Genomic DNA, 16,719 nt, shown 5'->3' with positions numbered 1-16,719 from the left:
AAGCATATAGTGGGAATATAGTAAATAGGGTAACAGCGGCCCCCCGTTTCCGGGGGGTCTTTTTGTTAATCATTTCCCAAGCCATACCATTTATCTGCCCCGGCTGTATAATTGTATAATTCACACAAAAGTTGTGTAACAGTCCTTTCAAATTAATATACCTTTCCTTTAGAACCAGCAAATTTATGCTTGCCCTATTGAAACGCTTGAGATCATTTGCCTACAACTCTTACACGACGGCTGAACAGCGCGCCTTGAAGAGTTATATGTTTTTAGGGGCCAATGCTTACGAATTAGCAAAAGCAAAGCTGCTGTTCGATTACATCTTCTTCGTACTCTTAACATCGATAACTATATTCATTCTCGTAATTGCGAGGCAAGATTATTATAACTTAATTAATTGCTCATTTTTCACGGCTATCTTCTTCGGTTGCTTCATATCCTTACATATAGGTAAAAAACTGGTTCACATTGGTATGCTAACAGCATACAATACGGTACTCTACACCGTTGCCGCTTCCATTATCAACAACCTGGATATAGGGCCGATGTTTACCGTGCCGATGTTACTCGGTATATTATTAGCGCATATCACGAATCCCGGAAAGCATACGTTCATATTGGTAGGAATTGTTTTTCTCTACTTATCGGCCGTTTCGTATGCAGAATTTAAAGGGATATCACTGAACTTAACCCGCTTGGAGGATTCCCAGGTAATCAATAACGCGCGACCGTTTTTCAGCGCCGTATATATATTATTACTTCTGCGGGTTTTCGGCCTTCATTACAGGGATGTGATAATACTGTCCCAGCAAGAATCAACCGAACACCAGAAACAATTTTCAGCATTGGTTAACCAAAATCTCATCAAGCAATTTATCATCGTAAAGGGATTGTCCCGCTCGGGAAAATCTAAATACCTGGATGGTACCATGGAGCTGGATGAATGTTTCACCGAGATTGAAAGACAATGCGATTCCGCGATCCAATACCTAGACCATCAAGGCTACGATGATCCCGGGCATAATCAACATACTTCGTAAAAGTCCGTCCTAATAGATTTAGCGGCATGGCCCAGGGTGCCTCGAATCTACCAGGTAAATGATTTTCCACAGGCCGTTTAACCGGGCTAATTGGAATGAGTTAGCCCCGCAATGCCAAAACCGCTCCCCTATGTAAAATTCATACGGCGTCCAAACACTGGCCAGATCACCGTCAATATGAATTCCGTCAAAACGGATCCTTTCATCGTACACTTCGGGATGATCAGCCGCGACTGCTATCAAAAATTCCCGGACAGAGCCGGAGCGTACAACGTTCATACCATCTTTTCTTGAAGCAACCGTTTGCATGATTGCCCCACTGGAGAAACAAGCTGATACTAACGTGCTATCTTTCTCCTTCATCCCTTTAAACAGTTGATTAATAACCGCTTTAATACTATCAGCAGTAGTTTGTTGCGCTTTCAAGGAAGGCGAAAACGTCAGGAGCAGGGTAATTATTGCGGGGAGAAAATATTTAATCATATGAATTTTATTGTGTCCGATTCGTTAAAAAGTCGTTAATAAGGACAAAAATTACAACTATTGGGGGTATTTCAATTCAATAAGTCCTATTACTTTTGACACTGAGCAGAAATTCATAACCTATTGCCTCTATGCCTAGAAAATTATTTATCCCTAATCTATGATTTCTCGCACATACGCTTAACCTATGAAATTGGGCTCTCGAAACGGGGGCCTTTTATATTTACAGGCTAGCCCGATTTTTGTACTTTTGCCGACTTAAAAGTATAAATAATGTTGCAGAGAAATTGTAAGGCACTGGCATTCTCGCTTACTGTCGCCGTGATCTTGATAGCCTCCTCTTGCACTACCTCCAAGGAATATACGAAGCCTTACCCGGCAGGTAGCGTTTACCCCTTCCCTGTTCCAGATTCTGTCCATACGGATCGGGTTTCACCACGCTAGTTATTAGACCCAGGACGGTTCAAGTCTGCCCATGGAAGCGATGGAAAAGAAGTTGCGGGTACTAAAGCTTGCCGTTCGAAACGGAATCGAAAGGGTAATTACTCAATGAGCCAAGAATTGCAAATTGTTGGATTCCTAATGCTGTAGAACTAGATACCCTTACAGTTGAACGTTTTCCTTGCGGGAGTCCGAGCTTGGAAGCTCGAACTAGCGGGGGGGGGCAAGTAATTTCAAAATAAAACTTGCAGGTCAAAACAAGGAATACTGGTTTCCAGTAAGGGTTGCTGGAAGATCCAACCTGCGGGGGGAAACCTGGATTCGGATTGCTGGTTCGAGCTTCCAAGCTCGGACCCACGCACTATTGAGGCCATTTACAATTGTAACGGAATCGAAAAGGTAATTACTCGTTGCACCAAGAATTGCAAATTGCTGGATTCCTAATGCTGTAGAACTAGATACCCTTACAGTTGAACGTTTTCCTTGCGGGAGTCCGAGCTTGGAAGCTCGAACTAGCCGCGGTTTCAAGTAATTTCAAAATAAAACTTGCAGGTCAAAACAGGGAAAACTGGTTTCCAGTACGGGTAGCTGGAAGCTCGAACTAGCCGCGGTTTCAAGTAATTTCAAAATAAAACTCGCAGGCCCCAACAGGGAAAACTGGTTTCCTGTACGGGTAGCTGGAAGTACCAAAAATATTTTCATTGAATTTTACCCCCCAACGAAACTTAGGTTCTAGCGATATGGGCGCAAATAAAAAGCCTCCCAAAACTGGGAGGCTCGGAGTGGATTACTAACCCATTTTTTTAATAACCCAAAATCTTTAACATGCTTTGAGCGCTCTGCTCTTTAGCGTATAACCAATCTTTTAGTTGTCCGTTCTTATCATAACCAACGATCACGTGCTTAGGCGATGGGATCAGGCAATGTTTAATACCACCGTATCCGCTAAGCTGATCTTGATAGGCCCCGGTATGGAAGAAACCGATATATAATGGTTCCCCTTTACCTTGCTTGGGTAAAAACACCGCGTTGATATGTTCCTCGGAAGTATAAAAATCGTAACCGTCACAGGTCAACCCTCCTAAATGCACTTCCTGGTATTCATTATCCCATTTATTGATGGGCAGCATCAGGAATTTCTCCCCGATCCCCCATGTGTCGGGCAAGGTGGTAATGAAAGAACTATCGATCATATACCAAATCTCGCGGTCGTTCTGCATCTTTTCACCAACAACGCTGTATATAACGGAACCGCTTTCTCCCACTGTGAAGGAGCCGAACTCGGTATAAATATCCGGCACAGGCACCTTGTTCTTTTTACAAACACTCTTAATATTTGCTACGAGCTCGTTAATGATGTACTTATAATCATAATCGAAACCTAGCGAGTGCTTGATCGGGAATCCTCCACCGATGTTGATGCTGGTCAACTCGGGACTGATCTTTTTCAGTTGGCAGTAAAGGCTCAATACTTTATTGAATTGGCTCCAATAGTAAATATCATCCTTAATACCTTTATTCATAAAGAAGTGGAGCATTTTCAGCTCGAACTTCGGATTATCTTTCAGCTTATCGATATAAAACTCCAGTACATCGCGGGAGCGGATACCGAGCCGGGAAGTATAGAAATCAAATGTAGGCTCTTCTTCCGCGGCGATCCTGATCCCGATCTTTACCGGGTTACCTGATCTCACCCTGGTATAATGGTCCAGCTCTTCCTTATTATCCAAAACCGGGATAACATTTTCGAAGCCGGAATTGATCAATTTGCCGATAGCGCGGGTGTAAGGTTTTGTTTTATACCCGTTACAAATTATATAAGTGCTTTTGCTGAGCTTCTTCTTCTCATGGAGCTTATTAATAATATCCACATCGTAAGCAGAAGAAGTTTCAATATGCACATCATGCTTCAGGACCTCCTCCATGATAAAAGAGAAGTGGGAGCTTTTCGTACAATAGCAATAATAATATTTGCCATCGTATCGATTTTTCTTGATCGCTTCCTTAAACATCTCTTTAGCCCGGTTAATCTGCATACCAATTTTAGGTAAGTAGGTTAACTTGAAGGGGGTGCCATACTTATCGATGAGCGCCTTAATGTCCAACCCATTGTACTGGAGGTAATTGTCTTTTACCTCGAAGCCATCCTGGGGAAACTCGAACGTTTGATTGACGAGATCCGTGTAGGTGTTGTTCATTTAATACTGAGAATGAATTTTAGAGTTAGAAATAAAATTTAAACTTCAGGATTAATGTCCTTGATTTTCCTGGCTGGAAAACTCCTGGTTTACACACCTACGTAAGTTAATTTCTCCAGCAAAACAGGCTGCAAATCTAAGCATTTGTTTTGGCCCTTTGCCAATTTTTTTAAACTTTTTTACAAATTCAATGCAAATGCAATCACAATCTGTAAATCAATCGGTTACGCAGCTTAATTTGCAAATAATAGTTATATATCCCGGCTAATGAATTGTAAGGCTGTAAAGGCCCGGTTCCCTGCCCATACATATAATATTATTTTAAATGTGCCAGGCAGTTTTTCCCTTCGTTAAATAGCAAATCAAGGATGGATAGGTTCGGTAAAAAACCGGTTCTTTCCCCGAATACCTGCGTATATCCGGGCAGCTGTTCCCCGTAGCTTTCCATGTTGGCCGGTAGCAATGTACCCCGCATATCAGTGATACCTGCTTCTAGCTCGGAGGCTCCGCGGTATGATTCGGTTAATGAAACCGGGGTTGTAACATTTATTCTTTTATTGACCCATTCGAAGCAGGCCATGTTCCAATCCAAGAGGTATGTAAACTTTTGGGAAAACAATGCTGCCAACTGGTCTTCGAAATATTCAAACCAAGGGGAACGTCTATATGCCGATAATAACGTCTTGAAATGTAAATCCTGCCATTTCTCATCATAACTAATCTTTACATCCTTCACAACGGTTCGCTGGTTCTTCCCGTGGGTCAGCGGAACGCTCAGCAATATCCTGCCATTTGGTCCGGCAACATAGCAGCGGTTCCTAAAACTCATTTTTTGGTAGTGTTCATATCTCTCAATTAACAATATATCGCTGTTAATTAAAGTTTTATAGTAAAAAATATTCGGAAAGTATTGACTTTCAATCAATATTGCATTTTCAAACTGATGACCTGCCATATAGTCTGCATTGAGTTCTTAATATGAGTAATAGTATAAAAACCAACCAGTTGAAATTAAATATTAAATAACAATATCTAAGTGCTATTTTATTGTAATACAGATCATAGAACAATTATAAATATGCTATTAATTTTAGCATTTAAAAATTCTAATTTCAAAACTGGAAAATGCAAAAATACTAAAGATATTAGTAAGAAAAGACAAGAATTTTAGACCGTTTTTTGCCCATTTTCCAAGTAGGGAAAAGACTGACAAAACTACAGTTACAATGGTTGCTCCTATCCTTAATCCGGGGTTGTTTTACTCCTGTGAAATGGGTTGCTTCAAACCGTGTAAAGATCCCTTCCGCCTAAAAGATGCTTTCGAAAGCGGGCGCAATTTATAAATATTAATCAAAATATTTAAATTTTTATGTATTTATTTTTATTAAATATAAATTTTAATGCTGGGGCGGAATGATGAAATCCAGATTCATTTGATACTTGTAAAAATGATGAATTTAAAATTTCAAGCCGCCAACCTGTAAATGCATTTGGAGGGCAAAAGCCAAAAATATATGATATTTTATCGTTATATATTTTCGGGTAATCCCCCCTATTTCCCTTCGGCGCATTTCCATTCATCAAGCAATTTTGGGAGTAGCTCGCATAATAATTATTTTTATTGTACCTCAAAATTCCGCGTTTATGAAACATCTTTTATTTTCAGTTGCCTGCATAATGTCCTGCTCCCTGCCCCTACAATTTTTAATGGCCCAACAAAAAATTATCAGCATCCTGGAGACCGTGGAAGTTAGCAGTGGCCAGAGGACAGTTTTATGCAGGGATACGTCACATTTCGAAGCACCTAATTGGTCCAGGGACGGCAAGTACTTATTGCTGAATAAAGCGGGGAAATTGTATCAATTTCAGATCGATTCTAAACAATGGAATACCCTACCTTTCGGGGCCGGCTTGAAAGCGAATAACGATCATGGATTTTCGCCTAACGGCGAACTATTAGCCATCAGCTCCGGGATCGTTGAAAAAGATGACCCCGCTTTTGGAAAAGGCTCCGTGATTTATATTGCGGATGCCCAAGGGGGCAATTTACGGCGTATCACGTCATTATCACCCTCTTACTGGCATGGCTGGAGCCCGGATGGGAAAACCTTGGCTTTCGTCGGCCAGCGGAACGGGGAGTTCGATATTTACTCAATTCCTGCCTCCGGGGGGACAGAAAAGCGCTTAACCAACACTCCCGGCTTAGATGATGGTCCCGATTATTCTCCCGATGGTAAATACATCTATTACAATTCCTACCGGTCCGGCAAAATGGAAATCTGGCGCATGGAAGCCGATGGCAGCAATGCAGAGCAGCTAACGGATGACGGCTACGCCAACTGGTTCCCACATCCGTCGCCGGATGGGAAACAACTCGTTTTCCTCAGTTTCATGGAGGACCAGGGGCAAGATCACCCTTTCGGGAAAGATGTACGGTTAAGGATCATCGATCTTGAGACGGGTGAAACCAGGAACCTGACCGGCATTTTCTTCGGTGGACAGGGCAGTATTAACGTGCCGTCCTGGTCTCCAGATAGCAGATATGTAGCTTTCGTCAGATACGAAGTCATTAAATAAATATATGTACTTGTCTATAAATCATAATTAGCACGTTAATTTTTTCCCAATTAGCGCGTTGCCTGTTTGACAATTGGGCTGGAACTTGTAGGTTTGATGTTCTTTAAATGCAGTATGATTTCCATGAAACTAGTTAAGACCAGCTTATTAATTGTGCTCATCTGGGCGGGAGCGACCGCTTGCGGAGGGATAAAAGACCTGGAATTTGTCCGGATAGCGGATGTTACCCTAGGGCAAATGGGTTTTACGAAATCCACCGTTAAGATGAACATCGCCTATTACAATCCCAACGGTTTTGCCCTGAAAATGAAGGATGCGGCATTCGATATTTTCATTGATGATGCCAAGGTTGGTCATTCGATGCAGGATACTTTGCTTTACATCCCCGCGAGAGATACTTTTTATTTCCCTGTAAAAATTGATCTCAACATGGCAAACCTGATGAAAAATGCTGCGAATATCCTGGCCAACAAGGAAGTTACTTTAAAGGCCATGGGCAATTGCAAGGTGGGAAAAAGCGGGGTCTTCGTTCCATTCCCGATCAAGGTAGAATCTAAGCAGAAGTTCGATTTATTTTAATTTAAAACATTGGTTATCAATAAAAAAATCCCCGCAAGTATTTTGCGGGGATTTGTATTTTGGAGTTACTTACTAACCATTAATGTTTCTTTTTGGTCTCTCCGCCACCGCCACCGTCTTCCGGTTTCTTACAGCATTTCGGTAAAGCGTTGTAAGAATCGGGGTTAGCAGTTACGTTATCAGCGTCATAGCCTGCATTGGCAATAGCTGTTTTGACATATTCAATATTGGTACGATCCGCGTAAAACTTCACCGTGGTAATCTTCTTTTTATAGTCAACTTTTGAAGAGATAACTCCTTCTTCCCTTTTCAGGTAACGCTCGATCGTGTTTTTACACATCTCGCATTGAACGGTTGGTGTTTTAATTTTCGCGGTAACGATACCTTTCTTGGCTTGTGCCATGGTTACACCCGTGCCTACAAGTAACAACAGCACGATCAGTTTCAAAATACGCATTACTTATGAGTTTAGAGATCGAATATACAAAAGATTTTTTGAATATATGACTATCTACCCCATTGACCCGGGTTATCTCTCCAAGATTCCAGGATATTCATATCAGCTTCGCTCACGATCCCCTTTTCCACTGCTAATTCGATCATCGCGTTATAGTTACTCATAGACTTGAAGCCCACATCCGCTGTTGCAAATGCTTGCAAAGCTGCATCAAATCCGTAGTTAAATACGGAAACCATGCCAATTACATTGCCACCCGCGGCCCTGATCGCCTGTACAGCTTCGAGACTACTCTTACCGGTTGAAATCAAATCCTCGATCACGACTACTTCTTGCCCTTCCTGTAATACACCTTCAATTTGGTTGCCCATCCCGTGTTCCTTCGGCTTGGAGCGAACATAAATGAACGGCAGCTTCAATTGATCTGCCACCAAGGCGCCCAAGGGAATACCTCCCGTGGCTACTCCTGCAATCACGGCGGCATCCGGGTAAGTTTCAAATACCAGGTTGCACATCTCCGACTTCATAAAATCCCGTACGTACGGGTATGACAGGATCTTGCGGTTGTCGCAATAGATAGGTGATTTCCAACCCGAAGCCCAGGTAAAAGGAGCGTTGGGGCTTAACTTAACCGCTTGAATTTGCAGCAATTTCTCAGCAACTTGCTTTTCTCGAATATTTGTGTTCATAACGCGGCAAAATTATTCATTTCAGCCGAGGAAAATCAAAATTTCTAAAAATGTACAGGGTTGTATGAAATAGTATCATTTATTTTGTGTTATGAATACAGTTTTTACAATTTATATAAATGAAAGGCCCCTGTACATTGCACGAAGCGCCATGGAAGCCCTTGCCAATTACCATCAAGGCAATGTTTTCGATGTTCCATCGCAGCAAGACATTGAAGCTGTAATAGCCCGGTTGGAAAAAGGGGACCTGCCCGGAGCCGTCTTAACAAGCCCAAACCCGCAATCGCTTTTGGACCAAGTCAAAAAACTTTATACCGAATTTTTAGCTGCCGGCGGCCTCGTTCTTAAAGAGCCGGGGGGAGAAATCCTGTTAATGTTCCGCCGGGGCAAATGGGACCTACCCAAGGGAAAATTGGACGATGGCGAGGATTTACCCACCTGCGCATTAAGGGAAGTACAGGAAGAAACAGGGTTACAAAATGTAAGGATTGATTCCCCGTTGATGGAAACCTACCATTATTACCCGTTGGAAGGAAAAAAAATATTAAAACATACCTATTGGTACAAGATGAAGTTTACCGGGAACGAGTTGACCATCCCCCAAATCGAAGAAGATATCCTCGATATCCAATGGGTTAAGCCGGAAAATATCACCAAGTATATCCCTTATACTTACTTGAATATTGCCGCGGTATTGGAACAGGGATTGGGATTATAACGGAAGTAAAAATTATTATGACATACTAGCAACAAAAGGGATCCCGGGATCCCTTTTATTATTTCTTTAATAATATGGCCACGGTGAGCCTGCTTGCACAGACCAACTTATGATCATCATCTAAGATCCTGATATCCCAAACATGGGTCGAGCTTCCAAGGTGTAATGGCTTGGCAATGCCGTGTACGTAACCTACTTTAACACCCCTGATATGGTTGGCATTAATCTCCAAGCCTACGCAAATTTGTTTGGCCGGATCAATTATTAAAGCCGAAGCTACGCTTCCCAGCGTCTCTGCCAATGCAGCGGAAGCGCCGCCATGCAGGAGGCCGTAAGGCTGTGTCGTTCTTTTATCTACCGGCATAATTGCCCGCAGGTAATCGGGGCCGATCTCTGTAAACTCGATCCCGATATGCTCCCCCATCGTACCGGTATTATATTCGTTAATTTGATCCAAGGATATATCCAACGAATGCCATATAGGTTTCATAAAATCAGATTATATGCATTAAAACATTCTTGTTCGCAGCTTGTTCAATTTATCAACCAAAGTGTTTCTTAAAAGTAGCGGCAACAGCTCCCGGAACGAAACGGGACACATCTCCACCGTTTTTCAATACATCGCGCACCAAGGTAGAAGCCATCGTGGCGTGCTCTGCCGATGCAGTTAAGAAAAAGGTTTCAACATCATGATCGAGCATGCGGTTCATATCGGCAATCGCCTTTTCATATTCAAAGTCACTCACGTACCGGATTCCCCTCAAGATGTATCTAGCGCCTACTTCCTTGCAGAAATTCACCGTCAAACCTTCGTAAGCAGCAGCTTTAATTTTAGGATCGTCCTTGTATATCTCCTGGAACCAGGCAACCCGTTGTTCAACGGAGAACATGGGAACCTTACCGGAATTTATGCCGATGCCAATAATCAATTCATCAAATAAATCCTTGGCCCGGTTGATCACATCGGTATGCCCTAAAGTTACAGGGTCAAATGTGCCGGGAAAAAGACAAATACGTCGTGCCATAATAACGGTTATGATTAATTATTTTTTCAAGGATTCACGGTTAATAAAAATGGTAAAGATCGTTGTGCCGTAATTTCTTTCCGTGCGGTAGTAGCTAAATTCCTTATAATTATTCCTGGGTGTATGCTCCAGGACAAACCACCCTTCCGGCTTCAATAAACCCTTGCCGAATATAATCTTCGGCAGCTCATCTATTTCTTCCAGTGCATAAGGTGGGCCAGCGAAAATGAAATCGTAGGTTTCATTACATTGTTCCAAGTACTTGAAAACATCCATCCGCACTAATTTGAGATGATCGATATGTAATGTTTTCGCCGTATTCTGGATGAAATCAGCCATCTTGCTATCCCTTTCCACGATGGTTTGATCCGTTGCACCACGGGACGCCAATTCGTAACTGATCGCGCCGGTACCACCGAAAATATCCAGTGTTTTCAGGCTGCCGATCTCCAAATTATTCTCGATGATATTAAATAACCCCGTTTTGGCAATATCTGTCGTGGGTCGCGTATGCGGCATATGTGATGGCGGTTGAATCCGCCTTCCCCCCATTTCTCCTCCAATTATACGCATAAGGCGAGTGAAAATAAATTTTGAAAATGATGTGAAGGTAATTCCAGCATGTTGGAAAGATATAAAATCCCGGAAGGTCTATCTAACCAATCTATATCCGGAACAAATTTATTCAGTTCTGCATAGATCAAAGAATCGCCGGATAGCGATCCTCCCAATTTAATTTTCACCAATTTTTCGTTCAACTTCAACTGCCTCAGGCTGTTGATAATGTAATATACCACATCGAGCCCCGACTGGTACGAAAAAGATTGTTGTAATAACAGCTTACCTGATTTAAATACGGTTATTACGAACTGGTTAGCCTGTATATCAATAAAAGCGGCGCCATCATAGCGGTGAATATCTACGCTTTTAATATAAGAATTTAACAAGGCGGTATTGACATGCACAATTTTATCTGTAGAAAACTCCTTTCTCAAGAACCCCAATACATCTTTATCGATCGCGTACACCTGTACCAAGCCCAGTGCATCAACATGATCGTACATAATAGCCTCATGGATCGTTTCCGGTTGCACGAGATGCAGGTATTCCTTGCGGAGTGAAGGAGTGAACAGTGATTCCGGTACCATGGAAGTTACCGTGGTATCAAATGCTAATAATACTTGTTTGAATGCTGTTAACAAGATCTTATCGGCATCGAAGATATGTTCGATCATTTCCAGGTCCTCTATTGCCAAGGTTTTCGGCGCAAAATGATAGGATTTAATAGCTAAGAACTTCCGTTGTAAAGGGTTAAATACGGCATACGTGAAGCTGCCATTTCCCACCAATACCAGCAAATGACAGGTTGTTAAATCTGTTTCCAGTAAGCTCGAATCATCGATGGCAAAGGCAGGTTGTATTGTATGAACCATGTGGTGTTCTTATGTTAGATGAATCACAATAATAACCATTTTTCATAAAAATGTGCGGGCTTTATGACAAGCGTTTTGCCATTCCCGACATTCCTGTATCTTTATCCCGCAATATTCGATCAATACTTATTGCTTTAGAACGGTTTATGCAAGTTTCGCTCAGTTACCGCCAAATCGTCAAGATCGCGGCACCTATCAGTTTAGCATTGGTTGTACCCCAGGTAAACCATATGACGAACACGGCCTTCCTGGGCCGCTTGGGTGATTTTGAACTGGCAGCCAATGCCATCGCGGGCATTTATTACCTTGTCATGTATATGGTCGCATACGGGTTGAATAACGGTATTCAAATCATGATCGCCCGCCGTGCCGGTGAAAATAATTACGAGGGAATCGGCAAGGTATTTTCGAACGGGATATTTTTATGTGTTGCTTTTTCCATGTTGGCAATCGCGACAACTTACATCTTTGCACCGGCAATTTTTAAAGCCAGCTTACATGATGCCCATATTTTCGATGCGGCGGTATCGTTTATCAAGATCCGCATATGGGGTTTGCCGTTCTTAATGTTACTCGGTTTAGCCAATGCCTTTTATATCGGCAGCAGCCATACTAAAATTTTGATCGTAACATCCCTTTTCCAGGAGCTGTTTAATATATTCTTCGATTATACGTTGATCTTCGGCAAACTGGGTTTCTCACCCCTAGGCTTAAACGGGGCTGCCGTTGCTTCTATTATCGCGGAAGGGATCGGTTGCGCGGTGGCTTTCGGCATGCTCTTCATCCTGAAGTTTTACAAGCGTTATTACTTATTTAAATCCTTGCGCTTCCGTTGGAATATTGCCAAGCACACCCTGATCGTTTCTGCTCCCTTAATCGTACAATATTTATTTAGCATCGGTAGCTGGATGGTATTTTTCATATTTATCGAGCACCTGGGGCAGCGACCCTTAGCGATTTCCAACATGATGCGCAGCATCTTCGGTTTTTTCGGGATCTTCACCTGGGCTTTGGGCGCTACTTGTAATACGATGGTTAGTAACCTGATAGGTCAAGGCAGGCAAGACGATGTATTCAAGGCTATCAGGATGATCGGCGCACTTAGCTTAGGCTGCGCAGTATTCGTATGTACTTTGCTGAATATTTTTCCTTACACACTATTACATATCTATACCCCTGATAATTCACTGATCACGGAAGCCATTCCCACGATAAGGGTCGTGAGCCTGAGCACTGTCCTTACTGCCATTGCCGCGATCGTATTTAACGGGGTTACCGGCACGGGCAATACGAAGGTAAACCTCGTCATCGAATTCAGCGCGGTTATTTGTTACCTTATTTATTGTGAAATAGTGATAGAACAATGGCGCAAACCCTTGCATTGGGCCTGGGGCAGTGAATTTCTTTATTGGCTTGTGGTCATTAGCCTCTGCCTCCTTTACTTGAGATCCGGAAGATGGAAAAATAAACAGATTTAATTACTGCATCTCGTCCAACACCTTGCGACAATTGACGCGGATTTGAACATCTTCCTGGTAAATAGGGCGCAGACCTGTTGCTTTCCCGAGTATTTCCATCGCTTCAGTTTCCTGCCCGATGCTTCTCAAGGCAATTCCCAGGTCATAATAATTGATGATATAAGAAGGTTTTAACTGCAAACATTTTCGGTAATTAACGATGGCGGCTTCCACGCCCGCGTTAGGGACGCCCCCGAAGAGCACTTTCGCGGCTGCCTTTTCAACCCGGTTCATGTTCACTAACATATAATTCCATTTCCCGAGCAAGTGGTAAGCCTCGGCATATGCAGTATCGAATTTTAACGCCAGGTCTACATATTTTTTCATATCCCGGTACGCGGCTACTTTTTCCTTCGTACCCAGCTCGGCGCTTAATTTTGAAAGGGCGAATGCCAATGCGAAGTTGGCTTGCGCATCGCTGGAATTTTGTTGTAGCGCGGTTTGCGCATAATCCCTGGCGGCCGTATAATACTGGATCCTATCATCCTTTTCACTCTTCCTATCTCCATCCCTGGCGCTCAACATACTTGCTGCCACCAAGGCTGACTGGTAAGTAGGTTTCAGTTTCAAGATTTCTTTATATTGATTCAGCGCTTCCGCTTCTTTTCTAACTTTTAGTAGTTGTTGGGCCTTTTTTTCCAAATCTTCTACTGATTGCGCCATTAAGTTGATTCCATATCCACAAAGAACTATCAATAACAAGATTTTCTTAACCATAGGATGATGTATTTTAATATTTAAGGGATAGCATAAATTTACGAAGCCTGTTACGAAATGAAAAATATGGGGGAAATTATTTAGGCAAATAGTCCTTTTCGAGGCGAACCAAGGAATTTTTAATGGCTGCACCCATAGGCGGCGCTAACTTTCTAAGCGAAACACTGCTATATAAAACTTCGGGGTGCCGCTCCTTGATCCGGTTACTGATATCCGCAACTACTTCTTCCAATAGCGGCTGCGGGATTTCCATTACCTGCTTGGCAATATTATAAAGGTGCATATAGTTCACCGTTTCCGAAAGATGCTCAACGGCACCTGCGGGGTTAATCTTCACGGCAATATCCAGGATAAAATTGTTCCCCAAGATTCTTTCCTCTTCATAATAACCATGGTAAGCAAAAAATTCTATGGATTCCAGGGCGATTGTTAACATGATAAAAAGTTTAATAAAAAACCGGGAAGCTCGCTTTGACGAAGTTCCCGGCTATAAAGTTGGAATAATTTTCTTAATTAATGGTGACCTTTGGCAGATAAATATCTTTCCGCATCCAATGCAGCCATACAACCGCTACCCGCAGCCGTAACCGCTTGACGGTAGATCTTATCCTGCACATCACCACATGCGAACACACCTTCAATGCTGGTGCGGGAAGAACCCGGTTCCGTTTTAATGTATCCTTGATCGTCCATTTCCAATTGGCCGGAGAAAATACCGGAATTCGGTTGGTGACCGATGGCTACGAAGAAGGCACTTACAGGGATTTCTTGTTTTTCCCCGGTTTGATTATTCTTGATACGAACCGCTTCTACCTTGTTTTCACCTAATATCTCGTCGGTTTCGCTGTTCCAGTACACGATGATGTTAGATGTTTTCAAGACACGGTCTTGCATGATCTTGGAAGCACGCATCTCGTGGCGGCGAACCAACATGTGCACATTCGATGTCAATTTAGACAGGTACAAAGCTTCTTCAGCGGCGGTATCACCGGCGCCGACGATAGCTACTTCCTTCCCGCGGAAGAAAAATCCGTCGCAAACGGCGCAAGCGGAAACCCCGCTACCATTGAGACGCTGTTCGGAAGGCAAGTTCAACCATTTGGCCGAGGCACCCGTAGCGATAATGATCGCATCGGCAGTCAGTACTTTTTCCTCGTCGATGGTGACAGTATAAGGTTGTTTTGAAAAATCAACGGAAGTCGCCATACCATAGCGAATATCAGCACCCATCCGGGTAGCTTGCTTTTCGAAATCGACCATCATCTCCGGGCCTTGAATCCCTTCCGGGTAGCCTGGATAGTTTTCCACTTCCGTGGTGATGGTTAATTGTCCACCGGGTTGAATCCCCTGGTAAAGCACAGGTTTCAGGTTGGCGCGGGCCGCGTAGATAGCCGCGGTATACCCGGCAGGGCCGGATCCTATGATTAATACGTGAACATGTTCAATTTGATTGTTCGTTTCCATGCTGTTGGTTTATTGATTATAATGGTTTTTACCGATTGGGTTCCCCTCGCCGGCATGTGGCGTGAGCAACCGTTCCCCCATACTCCCGGTTGAAACAACCGCGGTATGCGTTTACCTTCAAAGGCCGTGCAAATTCAAAAATAAGCCAAAACGGCAGGCATAGGCTATCGACAATATTGATAGGCGAATAGATTATGCATTGGCGTAGCCTAGAAAAAGGAATGCAAAAATACAGGGTATCCAGGTAAAACGAGCAAAGTTCTTATATCAAAAAAAACCGGCCGTGTAAAAAACGGCCGGTAGCAATTAAGAATATTAAGTATTTTTTGATGATATTAACCCAGGTAGGATTTCAATGCGCCGCTATAGCGTGCTTTTTGCAAGCGCTTGATAGCCCTTTCTTTAATTTGACGAATCCTTTCCTTCGTTAAGTCATATTTTTGCCCTATTTGTTCAATAGTAGCGCCGTTTTCTCCATCCAGACCAAAATACGCGTTTACGATCTCCGCTTCGCGTGGGCTTAAAGATTTAAGCACGCGGCGAATTTCTTCGCGCAATGAATCGCGCATAACATCATCATCAGTAATATCGCCTCCTTCCAGCAAATCACCCATTGCTACGTCTTCGGCTTCGTGTACCGGAGCATCCAAACTCATGTGGCGGGTATTGCTTTGGAAGATATTGTTGATTTCCGACTCAGACATTTCCAGGATTTCCGCGAGCTCCTCGGTAGAAGGTTCACGCTCGTTTTCCTGCTCAAAAGCCATATAAGCCTTATTAGCCTTGTTATAAGTGCCAATTTTGTTTTGTGGCAAACGAACCAAACGGCCCTGTTCTGCCAAAGCCTGCAAGATGGACTGGCGAATCCACCATACGGCGTACGAGATGAATTTAAAACCTTTCGTTTCGTCGAAACGTTGCGCAGCTTTGATCAAGCCGAGATTACCTTCATTGATGAGGTCACTTAGGCTAAGGCCCTGGTGCTGATATTGCTTGGCAACGGAAACCACGAAACGTAAGTTTCCCGTAGTTAATCTTTCCAACGCCCTTTGATCGCCCATCTTAATACGTTGGGCTAAAGTCGTCTCTTCTTCTGGGGTCAACAAAGGTATCTTCGAGATCTCCTGCAGGTACTTTTCTACCGCCTGCGAATCACGATTGGTGATCTGGGTGGCAATTTTAAGTTGCCTCATAATTATTAAATATTAGTTTACGAAATATTAACGCTTAGAAAATAATTTTGTTCAGCTTGAATTTTTATCTTACCTTACAAGATTATATTTTTTATATAAATTAGTCTGCAAAGATCGTGCTAATCCCCCACTCTTCCAAATAATGATTTTAGCCTGACATATAGCAAACCCTCTTTATACAATGT

General features: G+C 42.9%; 19 protein-coding genes. 6 read left to right on the top strand and 13 right to left on the bottom strand.

Annotation, left to right across the window (positions count from 1 at the left end):
- Positions 1-185 precede the first annotated feature (185 nt).
- Entirely contained in the window at positions 186-1,043 is an 858-nt protein-coding gene (locus COR50_RS12335; RefSeq protein WP_098194266.1) for a hypothetical protein, read from the top strand.
- Positions 1,044-1,061: 18 nt separating this feature from the next.
- Here COR50_RS12335 and COR50_RS12330 read toward each other — a convergent pair whose 3' ends face one another.
- Positions 1,062-1,526: a nuclear transport factor 2 family protein gene (locus COR50_RS12330; protein ID WP_098194265.1), complete on the bottom strand. Its 465-nt coding sequence runs from the start codon at positions 1,524-1,526 to the stop codon at positions 1,062-1,064.
- Between the two features lie 273 nt (positions 1,527-1,799).
- On the opposite strand from COR50_RS12330, the gene COR50_RS22315 reads away from it, so the two are divergent.
- Complete coding sequence (locus tag COR50_RS22315) at positions 1,800-1,970, top strand: hypothetical protein (protein WP_157760799.1); 171 nt, start codon at positions 1,800-1,802, stop codon at positions 1,968-1,970.
- A gap of 800 nt (positions 1,971-2,770) precedes the next feature.
- Here the strand turns inward: COR50_RS22315 and COR50_RS12325 are convergent.
- Positions 2,771-4,165 (bottom strand): type III PLP-dependent enzyme domain-containing protein, encoded by a 1,395-nt coding sequence (locus tag COR50_RS12325; RefSeq protein WP_098194264.1) that lies wholly within the window; start codon positions 4,163-4,165, stop codon positions 2,771-2,773.
- A gap of 316 nt (positions 4,166-4,481) precedes the next feature.
- Positions 4,482-5,120 carry a WbqC family protein gene (locus COR50_RS12320; RefSeq protein ID WP_098194263.1) on the bottom strand — a complete coding sequence of 213 codons (639 nt, stop codon included), beginning with the start codon at positions 5,118-5,120 and terminating at the stop codon, positions 4,482-4,484.
- Between the two features lie 689 nt (positions 5,121-5,809).
- Here COR50_RS12320 and COR50_RS12310 point away from each other — a divergent pair.
- Positions 5,810-6,742: a TolB family protein gene (locus COR50_RS12310; protein WP_098194261.1), complete on the top strand. Its 933-nt coding sequence runs from the start codon at positions 5,810-5,812 to the stop codon at positions 6,740-6,742.
- 123 nt (positions 6,743-6,865) lie between these two features.
- Positions 6,866-7,321, top strand: coding sequence for an LEA type 2 family protein (locus COR50_RS12305; protein ID WP_157760797.1), 456 nt, complete (start codon positions 6,866-6,868; stop codon positions 7,319-7,321).
- A 79-nt stretch (positions 7,322-7,400) separates the two neighbouring features.
- Here the strand turns inward: COR50_RS12305 and COR50_RS12300 are convergent, their stop codons facing one another.
- Positions 7,401-7,778, bottom strand: coding sequence for a heavy-metal-associated domain-containing protein (locus COR50_RS12300; protein WP_098194259.1), 378 nt, complete (start codon positions 7,776-7,778; stop codon positions 7,401-7,403).
- Positions 7,779-7,828: 50 nt separating this feature from the next.
- On the bottom strand, positions 7,829-8,467 hold the full coding sequence (pyrE, locus tag COR50_RS12295) for an orotate phosphoribosyltransferase (protein WP_098194258.1): 639 nt from the start codon (positions 8,465-8,467) through the stop codon (positions 7,829-7,831).
- A gap of 91 nt (positions 8,468-8,558) precedes the next feature.
- On the opposite strand from pyrE, the gene COR50_RS12290 reads away from it, so the two are divergent.
- Complete coding sequence (locus COR50_RS12290; protein ID WP_098194257.1) at positions 8,559-9,185, top strand: NUDIX hydrolase; 627 nt, start codon at positions 8,559-8,561, stop codon at positions 9,183-9,185.
- Between the two features lie 58 nt (positions 9,186-9,243).
- Here the strand turns inward: COR50_RS12290 and COR50_RS12285 are convergent, their stop codons facing one another.
- From COR50_RS12285 to COR50_RS12270, 4 genes are read right to left on the bottom strand one after another with little or no spacing between them, the layout of a single operon-like run.
- Positions 9,244-9,675, bottom strand: a complete 432-nt coding sequence (locus COR50_RS12285) for a hotdog fold thioesterase (protein ID WP_098194256.1) — start codon at positions 9,673-9,675, stop codon at positions 9,244-9,246.
- A gap of 52 nt (positions 9,676-9,727) precedes the next feature.
- Positions 9,728-10,210 carry a pantetheine-phosphate adenylyltransferase gene (coaD, locus tag COR50_RS12280; protein ID WP_098194255.1) on the bottom strand — a complete coding sequence of 161 codons (483 nt, stop codon included), beginning with the start codon at positions 10,208-10,210 and terminating at the stop codon, positions 9,728-9,730.
- 18 nt (positions 10,211-10,228) lie between these two features.
- Complete coding sequence (locus tag COR50_RS12275; protein WP_098194254.1) at positions 10,229-10,783, bottom strand: RsmD family RNA methyltransferase; 555 nt, start codon at positions 10,781-10,783, stop codon at positions 10,229-10,231.
- Positions 10,774-11,643 carry a DUF3822 family protein gene (locus COR50_RS12270; RefSeq protein WP_098194253.1) on the bottom strand — a complete coding sequence of 290 codons (870 nt, stop codon included), beginning with the start codon at positions 11,641-11,643 and terminating at the stop codon, positions 10,774-10,776. Before COR50_RS12270 ends, COR50_RS12275 begins: the two co-directional genes overlap by 10 nt.
- Before the next feature lie 146 nt (positions 11,644-11,789).
- Here COR50_RS12270 and COR50_RS12265 point away from each other — a divergent pair, with 146 nt between their 5' ends.
- Positions 11,790-13,121, top strand: a complete 1,332-nt coding sequence (locus COR50_RS12265; protein ID WP_157760795.1) for an MATE family efflux transporter — start codon at positions 11,790-11,792, stop codon at positions 13,119-13,121.
- Here the strand turns inward: COR50_RS12265 and COR50_RS12260 are convergent, their stop codons facing one another.
- The 4 genes from COR50_RS12260 to COR50_RS12245 all read right to left on the bottom strand — a co-directional run bounded on the left by COR50_RS12260 (position 13,122) and on the right by COR50_RS12245 (position 16,534).
- On the bottom strand, positions 13,122-13,877 hold the full coding sequence (locus COR50_RS12260; RefSeq protein WP_098194251.1) for a hypothetical protein: 756 nt from the start codon (positions 13,875-13,877) through the stop codon (positions 13,122-13,124).
- A 76-nt stretch (positions 13,878-13,953) separates the two neighbouring features.
- Positions 13,954-14,313, bottom strand: coding sequence for a dihydroneopterin aldolase (locus COR50_RS12255; protein ID WP_098194250.1), 360 nt, complete (start codon positions 14,311-14,313; stop codon positions 13,954-13,956).
- A 77-nt stretch (positions 14,314-14,390) separates the two neighbouring features.
- Entirely contained in the window at positions 14,391-15,341 is a 951-nt protein-coding gene (trxB, locus tag COR50_RS12250) for a thioredoxin-disulfide reductase (protein ID WP_098194249.1), read from the bottom strand.
- A gap of 335 nt (positions 15,342-15,676) precedes the next feature.
- On the bottom strand, positions 15,677-16,534 hold the full coding sequence (locus tag COR50_RS12245) for a sigma-70 family RNA polymerase sigma factor (RefSeq protein WP_098194248.1): 858 nt from the start codon (positions 16,532-16,534) through the stop codon (positions 15,677-15,679).
- Positions 16,535-16,719: the final 185 nt, after the last annotated feature.

The organism is Chitinophaga caeni (genome assembly GCF_002557795.1).
In the GTDB taxonomy this organism is placed as follows: Bacteria; Bacteroidota; Bacteroidia; order Chitinophagales; family Chitinophagaceae; genus Chitinophaga; species Chitinophaga caeni.
The sequence above is the reverse complement of the archived record's forward strand: the minus strand, read 5'-3'. Positions and strand labels throughout refer to the sequence as shown.